The sequence below is a fragment of the Roseobacter denitrificans OCh 114 genome, from assembly GCF_000014045.1.
GTDB lineage: Bacteria > Pseudomonadota > Alphaproteobacteria > Rhodobacterales > Rhodobacteraceae > Roseobacter > Roseobacter denitrificans.
This window is the reverse complement of sequence record NC_008209.1, coordinates 2965604-2982693: the sequence shown is the minus strand read 5'-3', so window position 1 is coordinate 2982693 and position 17090 is coordinate 2965604. Positions and strand designations below refer to the sequence as shown.

Here is a 17090-nt window from a genome sequence, read left to right as displayed (position 1 = left end):
TTTTACCGTTTGATAAAATTTTAAACCATGTAATGCTGATGACATAGCAAAACCCGACGGAGTAGCCATGATTAGCCAACGTACACCGGGCATCGTCGCCGAAAGGCTGAGCGCAGAAGAACTGGCCCGTAATTTTGCCGACCTTCACGCACCTCTGGAGCCACATGAAGCAGCAGTTGCTGCGGATCGCTGTTATTTCTGCCATGACGCGCCCTGCGTGACGGCCTGTCCCACGGAAATCGACATCCCGCTCTTCATCCGCCAGATCAGCACAGGCACCCCCGAAGCAGCAGCCAAAACGATTTTTGACCAGAACATTCTGGGCGGCATGTGCGCGCGGGTCTGTCCGACCGAAGATCTGTGCGAGCAGGCCTGCGTGCGTGAAATGGCAGAGGGCAAACCGGTCGAGATCGGGCGCCTGCAACGCTATGCGACCGATACGCTGATGCAGCGCGACATTCACCCCTATACCCGTGCGGCGGCCACGGGAAAGCGGATCGCGGTTGTGGGCGCGGGGCCTGCTGGTCTTTCTTGCGCGCACAGGTTGGCGCTGCTTGGCAATGATGTTGTAGTCTATGATGGCCACGCCAAACCGGGCGGTCTGAATGAATATGGGATCGCAGCCTACAAATCCACGGATGATTTTGCCGCGCGCGAGGTCGCGTGGCTGTTGGACATCGGTGGCATCACGGTTGAAACGGGCAAGGTGTTGGGCGGTGATCTGGCGCTGGATGCTTTGGCGGCGCAATATGACGCTGTGTTTCTGGCCGTGGGTCTGGGCGGGGTGAACGCGCTCAATCTTGAGGGGGATGACAAATCCGGCGTCACGGACGCGGTGTCTTTCATCGAAACGCTGCGCCAGTCGCGCGATCTGACCAAGCTGCCCGTGGGCCGCAATGTGGTGGTCATCGGCGGGGGCATGACGGCCGTGGACGCTGCGGTTCAGTCCAAATTGCTGGGCGCGGAGAATGTCACGATCGCCTATCGGCGCGACCGCGCCGCGATGAGTGCCAGCCGCTACGAACAGGACCTTGCCGCCTCCCATGGCGTCAAGCTGATGTTCAATGTGCAGCCCGTCGCCATTCATGGCAACGGGGCAGCGGCGGAGATCGAACTGGAATATACCGCATCGGTTGATGGCCGACTTGTCGGGACAGGCGAAAAGACGCGCCTGACGGCGGATCAGGTATTCCGTGCCATCGGGCAGACGCTGACCATGGAAGGGGGGCTTGAAACAAGGAACGGCAAGATCGCTGTGTCTGGTGCAGGGCGGACCAGTCTGGACCGGGTCTGGGCCGGGGGCGATTGCGCCCTTGGCGGCGATGATCTGACCGTGACAGCCGTGGCCGAAGGGCGCGACGCGGCAATGGATATTCATGCAGCACTGAACGGGAGCGTATAATGGCTGATCTGACGTCGGAATTTCTGGGCATTACCTCACCAAATCCGTTTTGGCTGGCCTCTGCGCCGCCAACTGACAAGGAATACAACGTGCGCCGCGCCTTTGAGGCGGGGTGGGGCGGTGTCGTGTGGAAGACACTCGGAGCAGAAGGGCCACCGGTGGTGAACGTCAACGGCCCGCGCTACGGTGTGATCCATGGTGCGGACCGGCGGGTGCTGGGCATGAACAACATCGAGTTGATCACCGACCGCTCGCTTGAGATCAACCTCGAAGAGATCACCCGCGTGAAAAAGGACTATCCTGATCGCGCCATGATCGTCTCCATCATGGTGCCTTGCGAGGAGCAGGCGTGGAAAGACATCTTGCCAAGGGTCGAAGCGACCGGCGCGGATGGCATCGAGCTGAACTTCGGCTGCCCGCATGGCATGTCAGAGCGCGGCATGGGGGCCGCCGTCGGTCAGGTGCCCGAATACATCGAAATGGTCACGCGCTGGTGCAAGCAGTATTACAGCAAACCCGTGATCGTGAAACTCACGCCCAATATCACCGATATCCGCAAACCCGCAGCTGCCGCCAAACGCGGTGGGGCGGATGCGGTGTCGCTGATCAACACGATCAATTCCATCGTGTCGGTTGATCTCGATACGATGAGCCCATATCCGTCGATTGACGGCAAGGGCACCCACGGCGGCTATTGCGGGCCGGCGGTCAAACCCATCGCGCTCAGCATGGTGTCCGAGATCGCGCGGGACCCCGAAACGCACGGCTTACCGATTTCCGGCATCGGGGGGGTCACCACATGGCGCGATGCGGCCGAATACATCACCATGGGCTGTGGCAATGTGCAGGTCTGCACGGCGGCCATGACCTATGGGTTCAAGGTGGTGCAGGAAATGATTTCCGGCCTGTCGCAATGGATGGATGAAAAGGGGCATACGAACATTCGCGACTTCATGGGCGCAGCGATACCGAACACAACCGATTGGCAGTATCTCAACCTCAACTATGTCGCCAAGGCGCAGATCAATCAGGCTGATTGCATCAGTTGCGGGCGGTGCTATGCGGCCTGCGAGGATACATCCCACCAGGCCATCGCCATGTCCGAAGACAGGGTGTTCAGCGTCATCGACGAGGAATGCGTCGCCTGCAACCTCTGCGTTGAGGTTTGCCCGGTGGAAAACTGCATCACCATGGTCCCGATGGAGCAGGGCAAGGTCGATCCGCGCACCGGCAAGGTGGTTGAAAAGGACTATGCCAACTGGACCACGCACCCCAACAACCCCGGCGCGGTTGCCGCCGAGTAATCCACGACAACCGTTTCTCCCCGGCTGCCGGAGTACTCATCCTGAGTGCTTCGGCAGTTAGGTTTGAGGGGTCAGCATCCGCCGCAGCATGTCTTCGAGGTGTTGCTCGGCGCCGGGAAAAGGGTCCTGATCCAGCAGGATGGCGCGCACCTGAACGTCAAAATCTGCGTAGTGCTGGGTCACGGACCAGATGGAAAAGATCAGGTGATGCGGGTCCACCGGCTGAATGCGACCCTCGCGGATCCAGCCGTCGATGATCGCGGCGATCTTGTTCACGACCCGGCGCAACTCACCGCTGAGGGCGTCGCCGATACGCGGCGCACCCTGTATCACCTCATTGGCAAAAAGGCGGCTTTCGCGGGGATAATCCCGGCTCATCTCTAGTTTGCGCCGCGCATAGGAAAGCAGCTCTTCGACCGGGTCGCCACTGGCATCAATCTCATAGATGGGCTGTAGCCACTCATCCAGCAACTGGGTCAAAAGGGCGCGATAGATCGCATCCTTGGAGGCGAAGTAATACAGGATGTTCGGCTTTGACAGTCCCGCCTCGGCAGCGATCTGATCCAGAGTGGAGCCGCGAAATCCAAATTGCGAAAAGACCTGCAACCCGGCGCTGAGAATGGCCGCCTGGTTCTTTTTCTGTATGCGGGTTTCAGTCTTTGTCATCTGCCGCGCCCGTATTGGTGGAATATCTTTGATTGTGGTGCCTGCCGGTTGTGCGACAGCACGATGATCCCCTTGATATGTCAAGCATACGTCTTGACTCACCCGACCCCTCTGGTAGCGTTGCTTTTACCAGTTGGTCAAATAAAAACTGACCGGCCAGCGAGCCAGATTGCCAGGGAGAGCGCGCAATGCCAGCCATCGGGGAAAACCTGCGGATTAACGGCGAACGCCTGTGGGAAAGCCTGATGCAAATGGCAGAGGTCGGACCCGGCGTGGCGGGCGGGAACAACCGCCAGACGCTTACCGATGCAGACAGCGAAGGGCGGCACCTGTTTCAAAAATGGTGTGAGGCAGCAGGCTGCACCATGGGGCTGGACCAGATGGGCAATATGTTTGCGACCCGCGCAGGCACGGATCCCGACGCGCTGCCGGTCTATGTGGGATCACATCTCGATACGCAGCCGACGGGCGGTAGATACGATGGCGTATTGGGGGTGCTGAGCGGTTTGGAACTGCTGCGCACGCTCAATGATCTGGATATTAAAACCAAACATCCCATCGTGGTCACGAACTGGACGAATGAAGAGGGCACACGCTATGCCCCCGCGATGCTGTCCTCGGGTGTGTTCGCGGGGCTGCACACGCAAGACTGGGCGTATGCGCGCGTCGATGCGGAGGGCAAGACATTTGGCGATGAGTTGCAACGCATCGGCTGGCGGGGTGACGAAGAAGTTGGCGCACGCAAGATGCACGCCTTTTTCGAGTTGCATATCGAACAGGGTCCGATCCTCGAAGCCGAAGGCAAAGACATCGGTGTCGTGACCCATGGTCAGGGCCTGTCGTGGACGCAGATCACCATCACCGGCAAGGAGGCTCATACCGGCTCGACCCCGATGCCGATGCGCAAGAACGCGGGGCTTGCCATGGCGCGGGTGCTCGAAAAGGTGGATGAAATCGCGCTGTCCCATGCGCCCCATGCGGTGGGCGCGGCGGGGCATATCGACGTCTATCCGAATTCCCGCAACGTGATCCCCGGCAAGGTGGTATTCACGGTCGATCTGCGCTCGCCTGACCTGGATGTGATGACCGACATGGAAACACGTCTCAGGACCCAAGCGCAGGCGATTGTCGATGCCATGGGGCTTGAGATCGAATTTGAAAAGGTAGGCGGGTTTGATCCCGTCACTTTTGACGAGGGCTGTGTGAACGCCGTGCGCACCGCCGCAGAGCGTCTGGGATACAGCCACATGAACCTGATTTCCGGCGCGGGTCACGATGCCTGCTGGATCAACCGCGTGGCGCCGACGGCCATGATCATGTGTCCTTGCGTAGATGGTCTCAGCCACAATGAGGCCGAAGAAATCACGCCCGAATGGGCCGCTGCGGGCACGGATGTGCTGCTGCATGCGGTCTTGGAAACGGCCGAAGTGGTATCATGATCCCACCCTTTCAAGGAGTTCACTTATGTCTACTGTGATCAAAAACGGCACCGTGGTGACGCATGATCTGACTTACAAGGCCGATGTGTTGGTCGACGCGGGCACCATCATCGAGATTGGCCCGAACCTTAGTGGGGATCAGAAACTGGATGCAACCGGGTGCTATGTCATGCCGGGCGGTATTGATCCGCACACGCATCTGGAAATGCCCTTTATGGGCACCTATTCCTCGGATGATTTCGAAAGCGGGACGCGTGCGGCTTTGGCGGGCGGCACCACGATGGTCATTGATTTCGCGCTGCCATCGCCGGGGCAGGGGCTGCATGATGCGCTCAAGATGTGGGACAATAAATCGACACGCGCCAATTGCGACTATTCCTTCCACATGGCGGTCACGTGGTGGGGGGAGCAGGTTTTTGACGAGATGAAATCCGTCATCGAGGATCGCGGCATCAACACCTTCAAGCACTTCCTCGCCTATAAGGGCGCGCTCATGGTCAATGATGATGAGCTTTATGCCTCCTTCAACCGCTTGGCTGAACTGGGCGGCATCGCCATGGTGCATGCGGAAAACGGCGATGTAGTCGCGGAACTCTCAGCCAAATTGCTGGCCGAGGGCAACACCGGCCCCGAGGCGCATGCCTATTCCCGACCGCCGCAGGTCGAGGGGGAGGCGACAAACCGTGCCATCATGATCGCCGATATGGCGGGCGTGCCGCTCTATGTGGTGCACACCTCCTGCGAGGAGGCACATGAAGCCATCCGTCGCGCGCGCCAGCAGGGCAAACGCGTCTGGGGCGAGCCGCTGATCCAGCACCTGACGCTGGATGAAAGCGAGTATTTCAACAAGGACTGGGACCACGCCGCGCGTCGTGTGATGTCGCCGCCCTTCCGCAACAAACAGCATCAGGACAGCCTCTGGGCCGGGTTGCAGGCCGGGTCCCTGTCTGTCGTGGCGACCGATCACTGTGCCTTTACAACGGAGCAGAAACGCTTTGGCGTGGGTGATTTCACCAAGATCCCCAATGGCACCGGAGGTCTGGAAGACCGCATGCCCATGCTCTGGACACATGGGGTCGCGACGGGACGGCTGACGCCGAATGAGTTTGTGGCAGTCACATCGACCAACATTGCCAAAATCCTGAATTGTTATCCCAAAAAGGGCGCCGTCCTTGTCGGGGCAGATGCGGATCTGGTCGTGTGGGATCCGCAGAAGGAAAAGACGATTGCAGCGAGCACCCAGCAGTCTGCCATTGATTACAACGTCTTCGAGGGTCAAACGGTCAAGGGTCTGCCGCGCTTTACCCTGACGCGGGGGCATGTCGCTGTGCATGACGGCGAAATCCGCACGCAGGAAGGACATGGCAAATTCGTCAAGCGCGCCGGCAACGGCGTGACCAACAAGGCGTTGTCGACGTGGAAAGAACTGACCGCCCCGCGCCCGGTTGAGCGCAGCGGCATCCCCGCCACCGGCGTCTGATCCATGATTCAGAAAGCCCGAGCGTGACCCAAGACATGACGATCCATGCGCAGGGTCTTGATCTGACCTTTGACACCAATGATGGCCCGGTCCATGCGCTCAAGGATGTGAACCTTGAGATCAAGAAGGGCGAATTCGTCAGTTTCATCGGCCCCTCGGGCTGCGGTAAGACGACCTTTCTGCGCTGCATTGCCGGGCTGGAAACCCCCACATCCGGCGAAATCAGCGTGAATGGCATGACACCGGATCAAGCGCGTCAGGCGCGCGCCTATGGCTATGTCTTTCAGGCGGCAGGGCTCTACCCGTGGCGCACGATCGGCGGCAATATCCGCCTGCCGCTTGAGATCATGGGTTTTTCAAAGTCTGAACAGGCGGAACGTGTCGCGCGTGTTCTGGACCTTGTGGACCTCAACGGGTTTGACCGCAAATTTCCATGGCAATTGTCGGGCGGCATGCAGCAGCGTGCCTCCATCGCGCGCGCATTGGCCTTTGATGCCGATATCTTGCTGATGGATGAACCGTTTGGCGCGCTGGATGAGATCGTGCGCGACCACCTCAATGAACAGCTTTTGCAGCTTTGGGCGCGTACCGAAAAGACAATCGGTTTCGTGACCCACTCCATCCCCGAGGCTGTGTACCTATCGACTAAGATCGTCGTCATGAGTCCGCGCCCGGGCCGTATTTCCGATGTGATCGACAGCCCGCTGCCCAGAGAGCGCCCGCTGGACATTCGCGACAGCGTGGAGTTCATCGAGATTGCCCATCGCGTGCGCGACGGGCTGCGCGCGGGTCACATTGATGAATAGACTGGCCGGTATCGTGCCGGCCCTCGTGGTGGTCGCGGTGATCATTGCCGTCTGGACGCTGGCCGTCGTGCCGATGAACGCGCATCTGACCGCAGATCAGGCGCAGCGCGACGGGCTGGTCATGACACCCGAGGCCCCGGCGGAACGGCAGGAATACTCGGGTCTCGTGCTGGCGTTCAAGAACCCGCAGATCATCCCGCTGACCTACACGCAGACACGCCCGCGGCTGCCCTCGCCGCATCAGGTCACCGCCGAGCTTTATGACAGTGTCTTTACCAAGAAGATCACCTCCAAACGCAGTCTTGTCTATCATGGCTGGGTCACGCTGTCGGCGACGCTGTTGGGGTTTGCCATCGGGACGGGTCTGGGCATTCTGCTGGCGATTGGCATCGTGTATAGCCGCACGATGGACAAATCCGTGATGCCCTGGGCCATCACGTCGCAGACCATTCCCATACTGGCGCTGGCCCCGATGATCATCGTCATGCTGGGCGCCATTGGCATTCAGGGGCTTTTGCCCAAATCGGTCATATCCGCATACCTGAGCTTTTTCCCGGTGGTCGTGGGCATGGTCAAGGGGCTGCGCAGCCCCGATGCGATGCAGCTTGATCTGTTGCGCACCTATAGCGCCAGCCCGTCGCAGGGGTTCTGGAAGCTGCGCCTGCCCGCTTCTGTGCCCTATCTGTTTGCATCGCTCAAGATTGGTATCTCCGCCGCGTTGGTCGGTGCCATCGTGGGCGAATTGCCGACCGGCGCGCGGGCGGGCTTTGGCGCGCGCATGTTGGTGGGGGATCAATACGGCCAGCCGATGGTGACGTGGGCGGCTCTGTTTGCAGCGGCGATTACGGCGGCGGCACTGGTCGCCATTCTGACGCTGATCGAGCGGCAGACGCTCAGGCGCATGGGGATGGAGGCAGCATGATGGCCTACGTACTGGCGTTGATCGTCTGGGGTTTTGGGTGGTGGCTCAATATCAGGCTGTCGCATTCCCCGCGGGCGGACACCCGACTGTTCAGCTTGCTGATCCCGATCATATTCGGGCTTACAATTGTGGTGATGTGGGAAATCCTTGTGCAGATGCTGGACATCAGCGCGGTGATCCTGCCCGCGCCCTCTGCGATTGCGGCGCGTTTCGCGGTCTCGACCCATCTGTTGTGGGCAGATTTTGAACAGACGATCCTAAAGGGCGCGATGACTGGGTATGTCTTGGGGGCAATTGCGGCTTTTGCTGTGGCTATCCTTGCGGATCGCTCGCCGTTTCTGACCAAGGGCATCCTGCCTGTGGGGGCGTTCATGGCCGCGCTTCCGATTGTCGGCACCGCACCGATCTTTGTGCGGTGGCTGGGCAGTGACTGGCATTCCAAGGCAGCGGTGGTGGGGGTTATGGTTTTCTTTCCGATCCTCGTGAACACGGTCGCGGGGCTCAAGGACAGCACCGCAATGCAGCGCGACCTCATGCGGACCTATGGTGCCGGCTACTGGACCACGCTGTTCAAGCTGCGCCTGCCTGCCGCGATGCCCTTCGTGTTCAACGGGTTGAAAATCGCCACGACACTTGCGCTGATCGGCGCGATTGTTGCTGAATTTTTCGGCTCTCCGACCGTGGGCATGGGCTTTCGCATCTCCACCTCGGTGGGTCAGCTTGCCATGGATATGGTCTGGGCAGAGATTATCGTTGCAGCCCTCGCGGGCTCGGCGTTTTACGGGCTGATCGCCCTCATGGAGAAGCGGGTGACCTTCTGGCACCCGTCACAACGATAAAGCGGGCGAAAGACCCGCTTTCAATACTGACAAGGAGATATGGAAGATGAAAAAACTGATGATATCCGCGGCCTTTGCGGCCGGTCTGGGATCGGCGGCCCATGCCGATGATGCCAATTCGGTGACACTGCAATTGCAGTGGGTCACGCAGGCGCAGTTTGCGGGATACTATGTGGCGCTGGACAAGGGCTTTTACGAAGAAGAGGGGCTGGATGTGACAATCCTGCCGGGGGGGCCGGATATTGCTCCCCCGCAGGTTCTGGCGGGCGGTGGCGCGGATGTGATGCTCAACTGGATGCCATCGGCGCTGGCCGCGCGCGAAAAGGGCCTGCCGGTGGTGAACATCGCGCAGCCGTTCAAGTCTTCGGGTCTGATGCTGACCTGCTGGAAGGACACAGGCATCACCTCTGTTGAGGATTTCCGGGGCAAGACCATCGGCGTTTGGTTCTTTGGCAATGAATATCCGTTCCTGAGCTGGATGTCGCAGGCGGGCATTCCCACGGACGGGGGCGAGGACGGTGTAACGGTGCTGAAACAGGGGTTCAATGTGGACCCGTTGTTGCAGCGCGAGGCCGATTGCATCTCCACCATGACCTACAACGAATATGGTCAGGTGCTGGATGCGGGCGTCTCACCGGATGAGCTTGTGACCTTCAAATACGAAGATCAGGGCGTCGCCACGCTCGAAGACGGCATCTATGCGCTTGAAGAGAACCTGAGCGATCCGGTCTTTCAGGACAAGATGGTCCGCTTCGTGCGCGCCTCCATGAAGGGCTGGGAATATGCCGGGGCCAACCCGGAAGAGGCCGCAGGCATCGTGCTCGACAATGATGAAACCGGCGCACAGACCGAGGCGCATCAGGTGCGCATGATGGGGGAGATCGCCAAGCTGATCGAAGGTTCGGACGGATCGCTGGATGTGGCCGATTACGAACGCACGGTGGCGACTCTGCTGGCGGGTGGCTCTGATCCTGTGATCTCCAAAGCACCTGAAGGGGCGTGGACCAGCGCCATCACAGATGCTGCGCTGAAATAAGCCTGACAAACACCCGGTCGTGCGGCGCTTCGTTGATCCGCGCGGCCATGATGTCCCCGCTGGCATGTCTGCGGGGGCTTGGCGATCGTGGGACCGTTTTGCCCCGGACCTCTTGGCGCTCTTGCGTTCTGCGCCCATGCGCCCGGATGGGTTCACAGGTTTGATACGCGCGCGAAGCGGAGACCATCCGCACCCGGATAAACGCGCCGCTGCGACGTCGTTCTTGCCATAGGCACTGCGAAGTTTCGGTGGGCCATGGACTACGCAAAATCTGACCTATCATTTAGATACCGGCACGTCGAAAGCCGTGAGAGAGAGGATACCTGAATGCGTTGCGGTCAAGACGTAAGCCAATGATTTCAAGATCGTTTTTCTTCCGTATTTTGCGCGGGCTGCTGTGGGTTCTGGCGGCCCTGTCGGTTGTGGCCGCCATCATCAGCCTTGAGGCCGAGCGCGCGACAGTCAGTGAACGTACCCTCGACACGGATGTGGGCGAGGTGTCGCTTTATTCCAACCCAACCGGCGCACCCGGTCCCCTGGTCGTGGTAACCCATGGGTTTGCCGGATCGCGCCAGATGATGCAGTATATCTCGCGTGATCTGGCGCGGTCGGGCTTGACGGTCGCAGCTTTCGATTTCTACGGCCATGGGCGCAACCCCGAACGCATGTCCTCCGATGTCACCCGGATCGAAGGGACAACGCAGCAACTGGTGGCGCAGACACGCGCAGTGCTGGAGGCCGTGCAGAGCGAAATCGCGATCGTGGGCCCGGTCGGCATGCTGGGCCACTCCATGGCGACGGATATCGTCATTCGCGCGGCCAAGGCAGCCTCCGATGTGTCGGCCATCGTTGCCATTTCCATGTATTCGGAGGCGGTGACGGCGGATTTCCCGCAGAAACTGCTGGTGATTTCCGGTGAATATGAGGGGCGTCTGCGCGATGTGGCACGCGAGACCGTGGCATTGGTCGCAGGTGCATCGCTTGAGGGGGAAACCGTATCCAATGGGCCGGTCACCCGGCGCGCGGTGGCCATCCCCAACACGGAACATGTCGCTGTCCTGTTCGCCGCGCAAACCAAGCGCGAGGCGCGCGACTGGTTCCGGGCGGCCTTTGATCTGCGCGGGCAGGGGCAGGCGATGCCACAGGGCCTTGCGATCACGGGTGTTCTGCTGGGCCTGATCGTGCTGTTCTGGCCGCTTGCCCGGATCCTGCCCACCTCCCGGACAGCTGCCGCGCCGGTGCGTGCACGGGTATTCTGGCTCGCGCTGCTGGCGCCCATTGTGCCTGCCGTTGGTTTGTCGCTGCTTCTTGGGGGCGCGCTGTTTCAATCGGCGGGATTTGGCGCTCTGGCCGTGTTCTTTGCCACATGGGGGGCTGTTGTGCTTGCCATTCTCTGGGCGGCAGGCCATCGCCCGGGCATGCCGAAACCCTCCGGTGTGTTGCTGCTGACCTTTTGGTCTCTGGTCATCTTTGCGGTGGCGCTTGATCGTTACGCGGCGGCCTTTCTGCCTACGGGTCCGCGCGTGTCCCTGATGGCTGTGCTTTTGCTCGGCACGGTGCCTTTCATGCTTGCGGACCGGGTCCTGCTGGACGGTGCCGCGCTTTGGCAGCGGGTGGTGGCGCGCATCGTCCCGGTTGCCGCATTATCGGCAAGCATGATCCTGTTTTCTCAAAAACTGGGGCTTCTGTTCACTGTCCTGCCCGTCATGGTCCTGTTTTACCTTGTCTATGGCACGATGGCGCGCGCGGTCGCACTCCGGCAGGGGGCAGAGACGGCGGGGGTTGGCTCCGGCATCGTTCTGGCGTGGTCCATCGCGGCAAGTTCACCCCTCTTTCTCGCCTGATGGCCAATCATATCTCGCGCTTGTGATCTGAGGTGCTAAGAACAGCACATGGATAACGCCAGTTCTTTCACGATGACCCTGTTTCGCAAAGCGCGCCACTATGCGCGCAAGCTTTGGGTGCGGGTGGTGCTGATCGGTTTGCTCGCGGTGCTGGCTGTGGCGCTCAGCCAATGGGTTGAGCTTTATGTGCCCGATACCCTGTCGCGCAGCCTCGATGGCGCGGCGGCAGACCGCCTGTTGCAACTGATTGCGAGCGCGATGCTGGCGGTGACGATCTTTTCGATCACGGTCATGGTGTCGGTCTATCAATCCTCCTCCACCCAGTGGACGCCGCGCGTGCACCGCCTGATCATGCAGGACAAGACCACCCAGAACACGCTGGCCGTCTTTATCGGGGCCTATGTCTATGCCTTGCTGGGGATCATCCTGCGCGAACTTGGCGTTTACGATGACGATCGTGCCTTCGTGCTGTTCTGGATGACGGTCTTTGTGCTGGCGGTCATCGTTGTCTATCTGATCCGCTGGGTGCTGCATCTGCAGGATTTCGGTCAATTGACCAAGACGACCCGTCAGGTAGAAGCCGTGACCCGCGCGCGGTTCAAGGAGCGTCTGGAGACGCCCTGTCTGGGTGCCATGCCGCTGGTGGGCGATGTGCCAGAAGGTGCGAAACCGGTAAAGGCATGGGACAGCGGGTATATCCAATGCATCTATCCCGAAGCCATGAATGCGCTGGCAAAGGAATGCGATGTCACGCTCTATCTGGTGCGTGATATTGGCAGCTATGTGTTTTCCGGTGATCCGCTGCTTTGCGTGGAGGGGGCGGAAAAAATCCGCAACTGGGACGCGTTTTCTGCGCGGCTGGGTGAGATGCTCGTGCTGTCCGACCTGCGCAGCTATGATCAGGACCCGCGCTTTGGTCTGCTCGTCCTCGGAGAGATCGGCTCAAAGGCCCTGTCGCCCGGCATCAATGACCCCGGCACGGCGATTGAAGTCATCACCCGGATCGGCCGTATCTTGACCGGATACGAGGATGAAAACTACGCCACGCCCGCCACCCCGCTGGAGCATCTCCATGTCGCGCCGCTGGACCCGGTTGATCTGCTGCGTGATGGTTTTGCGACCCTTGCGCGTGACGGTGCCGAGGTCGTCGAGGTGCAACAGGCGCTGCAGCAAACATTGGCCCATCTGGTGGGGCATGATGATCCTAAACTATCCGCTGCCGCATGTGATTTCGCGCAGGAGAGTCTGGCGCGCGCGTTGAACGCCTGCGGCTTTGATCCGGACCGGGACCGCATAACTGCGAGCGCGCACCCCGAAGTGCGCGGGGACAACAAATAGACCCGCCTTGTATGCGCGCGACGCGCAATGTCGCAAACCGGCCAACAGCGCGCGCCCCGGCAGGTCAGGGTGGGCCTGTTACACGCCATCACCGGGGTTTTCAACATGCGTACTCATGCCCAAGCCGTTGTCATCGGAGGCGGTGTCATCGGCTGCTCGATCCTCTATCATCTGACCAAATTGGGCTGGACAGATGTGGTGCTGCTGGAGCGTGACGAACTGACCAGCGGGTCGACCTGGCATGCGGCGGCAAACATCCACGGGCTGCATGACAACAACAATATCACGCGCATTCAGAACTATACGATGGACCTCTATAACGCGCTGGAAGCCGAAACCGGGCAGTCCTGCGGCGTGTTCCAGCCCGGCTCGCTTTATCTCGCGCAGACCGAGGCGCGCGAACACCAGTTGCGCCTGCAGGCGGCGAAGGCGAAATACTACGGGCTGCACTTTCACGAGGTCAGCCGGGACGAGGCCGAACGCCTGCATCCGCTGGTCGATTTTGACGGTATCCGCTGCATCATGTTCGAACCCTCCGGCGGGAATGTGGACCCATCCGGTGTCACCAACGCCTATGCCACCGGCGCACGCCAGAATGGTGCCGAAATCATCCGCTTTTGCCCGGTGACGGCCACGGAGCAGCGGCCGGATGGCACATGGATCGTGCGCACGACCAAAGGTGATATTGCCACCGAATGGGTCGTGAATGCGGCTGGCCTCTGGGGGCGCGAGGTGGCGGCATTGGCCGGGTTAGCACTGCCTTTGCAGCCGACCGAGCATCAGTATTTTGTCACCGAAACCATCGCCGAGATCGCAGCACTGGATCGCCGTTTGCCATCGGTGGCCGACCGGGACGGCGAATACTATCTGCGTCAGGAGGGCAAAGGGTTGCTTGTCGGTGCCTATGAAAAGGACCTGCGCTTCTGGGCCGAGGACGGCACGCCGCAGGGCTTTGGGCACGAGTTGTTCGCCGATGATCTGGAGCGGATCGAAGACAATATGATGCGCGCCATCGACCGCGTCCCCGCCGTCGGAGAGGCGGGGATCAAACGCGTGATCAACGGGCCGATGATCTGGTCGCCCGATGCCAATGTCCTGTTCGGCCCTGCGCCGGAACTGTCGAACTACTTCTGCTGCAACGGGATCATTCCGGGGTTTTCGCAGTCGGGTGGCATGGGGCTGTTGGCGGCGGATTGGATCGTCACGGGTGAGACGCGCTATGACATGTTCGCATGGGACATGGCGCGGTTCGGGACATGGGCGGATAAGGCCTTCACCAAGGCGCGTGTTGGCGATCAATACGCAAACCGGTTCAAAATCCACTTCCCGAATGAAGAACGCAGTGCGGGTCGCCCCCTGCGCCGTCGTCCCGTCTACGACATGCAACGGCAACGTGGGGCGGTCTTCGGGCTGAACTACGGATGGGAACACCCGCTGTATTTCGGCTATCCCGAAGGGGCCGAAGACCACACCGAAGGGTTCACGCGGCAGGATTGGTGGCATCAGGTCGGTGCGGAATGCCGGATGCTGCGCGAGAACGCAGGGGTCATTGATATCTCGAATTTCGCGACATACCGCTGCGCCGGGCCGGGGGCCGAAGGCTGGCTGAATAGTGTTTTCGCCAATACCATGCCCAGGGTGGTGGGGCGGTCCTGTCTCACGCCGCTGATTGGCAAGCGGGGCGGTATCGCGGGGGATTTCACCGTCACGCGTCTGGGGGAAGAGGAATTCTGGGTAATCGGCTCGGGCATGGCCGAACGCTATCACCAGCGGTTTTTCAAGGCTGTGCCCTTGCCCCGCGACACCACATTTGAAAGCCACACCGATGCGATGTGCGGTTTCAACGTCGCCGGACCGAAGTCGCGCGACATGCTGCAACCGCTCACCAAGACGTCACTGTCTACCGAGGACTTTCCGTTCATGCGTTCGCGATGGATTGAACTGGGCGGTGTCAGGGTCCTGGCCTTGCGCGTCAGCTTTACCGGCGATCTGGGGTGGGAATTACACTGTGCGCGCGAGGATCAGGCGCAGCTTTACGCGGCCTTGCTTGCAGCGGGCAAAGAGGTGGGCGCGGGTCCGGTGGGCAGCCGCGCCTTGATGAGCCTGCGTGTTGAAAAAGGGTACGGGTCATGGGGGCGCGAATACAGCCCCGAATACTGGCCGCAGGAGGTCGGCCTTGATCGGTTGTGCAGGATGGACAAGGCATTCCTGAACAAGGACGCCGTTGCGCAAACACTTGGCAACCCCGCGCGCGAACATCTTGTCATGCTGGCATTGGACAGCGGGCAAATCGATGCATCAAACGCGGACGCCACAGGGGGCGAGCCGATTTTCAAAGACGGGCGGGGCATCGGGCGCGTCACCTCCGGTGCGTATGGATACAGCGTCGGGATGAGCCTCGCGCTTGGCTTTGTGAGCGGTGCGCAACCGGGCGACGTGGTTGAGGTCATGGTGCTGGGTCAGCCGCATCAAGCGCGCATTCTGGCTGACCCCCCGTTTGATCCAAAAGGGTTGCGGCTGCGCGCGTGATGCGTGGCGCGCGCGTCGCGTCTTGGAAACAGCCGCCCGCGCGCCGTTCAAAGCGCGCGGATCTTGAGCTCCGTAATACGGTTGCCCTCGCGCGCGCAGACCTCGAAGCGGAACCCGTGGAACGAGAACACCTGACCGGTGGTCGGGATCATCTGCGCCTCGTGGATGACTAGCCCGGCGACGGTGTTGGCTTCGTCATCCGGCAGATTCCAGTCGGCGGCGCGGTTCAGGTCGCGGATCGTCATCGCGCCATCAATCACGAACTGGCCGTCTTCGGTCTGCTGGATCGGTGCCATATCCGTCGGGTCGTGCTCATCCGTGATTTCGCCCACGATCTCTTCGAGGATATCCTCCAGCGTGATCAGACCCTGCAGTGAGCCGTATTCGTCGACCACCAGCGCAAAATGCGTCCGGCGGCGCAGGAACTGGCGCATCTGCTCGTCCAGTGTCGAGGTTTCGGGCACGAAATAGGGCTTCATCGCCACGTCAGACAGTTTGAAGCTGCGCAGTTTCGAGGCATCCCCCTCGGGTCCGCCGATAATCTTGTACATGGCCCGCAACAGGTCCTTGGCATGGATGACGCCGATGATGTTTTCGGGGTGTTCCTGAAATACGGGGAGGCGGGTGTGGTTGGATTGCAGGCACTGGTGCAGAATATCCTGCGGGTCGTCATCCGCGTTGATCATCTCGATGCCGGAGCGATGCAGCATGATCTCTTCCACGGCGCGTTCGTTCAGATCAAGCGCGCCCAGAATGCGGTCGCGGTGCTCCTTTTCCACAACGCCCTCGGAATGACCCAGCGTCAGCGCGCCCTCGATTTCAGCATGTACATCTAGGATATTGCTGTCGGGATCAATGGTGACCCCGAAAAGGCGCAGCACACCGCGCACAAGCAGCCTGACAGCCGCGACAATGGGCGCAAAAACGGTCACGACAATCGAAATCGGGCGCGACACGACGCTGGCCACGGTTTCAGAATAGGTGATCGCATAGGTTTTGGGCAGCACTTCGGCAAAGATCAGCACGAGCAAGGTCATGACCAACGTGGCCACGGCCACACCGCTTTCGCCAAAGGCGCGCGTAAAGATGGAGGTCGCCAGAGAGGCGGCGAGAATGTTCACCAGATTGTTGCCCAGCAGTACGGAACCGATCAGGCGCTCGTTGTCTTCTGTGATCTTCAAGGCCCGCTCGGCACCCTTGTTGCCCTTGTCGGACAGCGAATGCAGCTTTCCGCGCGATGCGGCTGTGAGGGCCGTTTCGGAGCCGGAAAAGAAGCCCGAGAGCACGAGCAGAAACAGAATGACGCCCGCAGTCATCCAGAATGTGGCGTCGAGGGTGGCGGTGGACATGTCCATTTTCGAGAATACCTTTGAGAAGTGTGCATTGGTTATGGGGGCGATGGTGCTCGCAATCAAGGGAGGCGCCCGCAATGCCTGCGCATCCGGGCGGGTCTGCGACAGTCTACCGCCGGGATGATCACCCGTT

At 60.5% G+C, this 17090-nt stretch carries 13 protein-coding genes; 11 read left to right on the top strand and 2 right to left on the bottom strand.

Annotated elements, in window-relative coordinates:
• Positions 1-67 precede the first annotated feature (67 nt).
• Both RD1_RS14270 and preA read left to right on the top strand, forming a co-directional pair.
• Positions 68-1402 carry an NAD(P)-dependent oxidoreductase gene (locus RD1_RS14270; RefSeq protein WP_011569230.1) on the top strand — a complete coding sequence of 445 codons (1335 nt, stop codon included), beginning with the start codon at positions 68-70 and terminating at the stop codon, positions 1400-1402.
• Positions 1402-2706 carry an NAD-dependent dihydropyrimidine dehydrogenase subunit PreA gene (preA, locus tag RD1_RS14265; RefSeq protein ID WP_011569229.1) on the top strand — a complete coding sequence of 435 codons (1305 nt, stop codon included), beginning with the start codon at positions 1402-1404 and terminating at the stop codon, positions 2704-2706. The genes RD1_RS14270 and preA overlap by 1 nt, the downstream gene beginning before the upstream one ends.
• Before the next feature lie 57 nt (positions 2707-2763).
• On the opposite strand, the gene RD1_RS14260 is transcribed toward preA, so the two are convergent.
• Positions 2764-3372 (bottom strand): TetR family transcriptional regulator C-terminal domain-containing protein, encoded by a 609-nt coding sequence (locus RD1_RS14260; RefSeq protein WP_011569228.1) that lies wholly within the window; start codon positions 3370-3372, stop codon positions 2764-2766.
• A 188-nt stretch (positions 3373-3560) separates the two neighbouring features.
• Between RD1_RS14260 and RD1_RS14255 the strand changes: the two genes are divergently transcribed.
• From RD1_RS14255 to RD1_RS14215, 9 genes are all read left to right on the top strand, one after another.
• Positions 3561-4811 (top strand): Zn-dependent hydrolase, encoded by a 1251-nt coding sequence (locus RD1_RS14255; RefSeq protein ID WP_011569227.1) that lies wholly within the window; start codon positions 3561-3563, stop codon positions 4809-4811.
• Positions 4812-4836: 25 nt separating this feature from the next.
• The gene (gene hydA / locus RD1_RS14250) at positions 4837-6291 is read left to right on the top strand and encodes a dihydropyrimidinase (RefSeq protein ID WP_011569226.1); all 1455 of its coding nucleotides are present in this window, start codon (positions 4837-4839) and stop codon (positions 6289-6291) included.
• A gap of 23 nt (positions 6292-6314) precedes the next feature.
• Positions 6315-7097: an ABC transporter ATP-binding protein gene (locus tag RD1_RS14245; RefSeq protein ID WP_011569225.1), complete on the top strand. Its 783-nt coding sequence runs from the start codon at positions 6315-6317 to the stop codon at positions 7095-7097.
• 1 nt (position 7098) lies between these two features.
• Positions 7099-8019: an ABC transporter permease gene (locus tag RD1_RS14240; protein ID WP_085978966.1), complete on the top strand. Its 921-nt coding sequence runs from the start codon at positions 7099-7101 to the stop codon at positions 8017-8019.
• Positions 8016-8858, top strand: coding sequence for an ABC transporter permease (locus RD1_RS14235; RefSeq protein ID WP_044033164.1), 843 nt, complete (start codon positions 8016-8018; stop codon positions 8856-8858). The genes RD1_RS14240 and RD1_RS14235 overlap by 4 nt, the downstream gene beginning before the upstream one ends.
• Positions 8859-8904: 46 nt before the next feature.
• Positions 8905-9894, top strand: coding sequence for an ABC transporter substrate-binding protein (locus RD1_RS14230; protein ID WP_011569222.1), 990 nt, complete (start codon positions 8905-8907; stop codon positions 9892-9894).
• Between the two features lie 353 nt (positions 9895-10247).
• Positions 10248-11738, top strand: a complete 1491-nt coding sequence (locus tag RD1_RS14225) for an alpha/beta hydrolase (protein ID WP_050759092.1) — start codon at positions 10248-10250, stop codon at positions 11736-11738.
• A gap of 48 nt (positions 11739-11786) precedes the next feature.
• Positions 11787-13076 carry a DUF2254 domain-containing protein gene (locus RD1_RS14220; protein ID WP_044033163.1) on the top strand — a complete coding sequence of 430 codons (1290 nt, stop codon included), beginning with the start codon at positions 11787-11789 and terminating at the stop codon, positions 13074-13076.
• A gap of 105 nt (positions 13077-13181) precedes the next feature.
• Entirely contained in the window at positions 13182-15605 is a 2424-nt protein-coding gene (locus RD1_RS14215) for a GcvT family protein (RefSeq protein ID WP_011569219.1), read from the top strand.
• Positions 15606-15652: 47 nt separating this feature from the next.
• Here the strand turns inward: RD1_RS14215 and RD1_RS14210 are convergent, their stop codons facing one another.
• On the bottom strand, positions 15653-16960 hold the full coding sequence (locus RD1_RS14210; protein WP_011569218.1) for an HlyC/CorC family transporter: 1308 nt from the start codon (positions 16958-16960) through the stop codon (positions 15653-15655).
• Between the last annotated feature and the right edge of the window lie 130 nt (positions 16961-17090).

Bases quoted from the DNA above. Each gene is read 5' to 3' on its own strand.
- RD1_RS14220 (WP_044033163.1), top strand. From the start codon at position 11,787: ATGGATAACGCCAGTTCTTTCACGATGACCCTGTTTCGCAAAGCGCGC.
- RD1_RS14210 (WP_011569218.1), bottom strand. From the start codon at position 16,960: ATGGACATGTCCACCGCCACCCTCGACGCCACATTCTGGATGACTGCG.
- RD1_RS14260 (WP_011569228.1), bottom strand. From the start codon at position 3,372: ATGACAAAGACTGAAACCCGCATACAGAAAAAGAACCAGGCGGCCATT.
- RD1_RS14255 (WP_011569227.1), top strand. From the start codon at position 3,561: ATGCCAGCCATCGGGGAAAACCTGCGGATTAACGGCGAACGCCTGTGG.
- RD1_RS14270 (WP_011569230.1), top strand. From the start codon at position 68: ATGATTAGCCAACGTACACCGGGCATCGTCGCCGAAAGGCTGAGCGCA.
- RD1_RS14215 (WP_011569219.1), top strand. From the start codon at position 13,182: ATGCGTACTCATGCCCAAGCCGTTGTCATCGGAGGCGGTGTCATCGGC.
- preA (WP_011569229.1), top strand. From the start codon at position 1,402: ATGGCTGATCTGACGTCGGAATTTCTGGGCATTACCTCACCAAATCCG.
- RD1_RS14225 (WP_050759092.1), top strand. From the start codon at position 10,248: ATGATTTCAAGATCGTTTTTCTTCCGTATTTTGCGCGGGCTGCTGTGG.
- RD1_RS14235 (WP_044033164.1), top strand. From the start codon at position 8,016: ATGATGGCCTACGTACTGGCGTTGATCGTCTGGGGTTTTGGGTGGTGG.
- hydA (WP_011569226.1), top strand. From the start codon at position 4,837: ATGTCTACTGTGATCAAAAACGGCACCGTGGTGACGCATGATCTGACT.
- RD1_RS14230 (WP_011569222.1), top strand. From the start codon at position 8,905: ATGAAAAAACTGATGATATCCGCGGCCTTTGCGGCCGGTCTGGGATCG.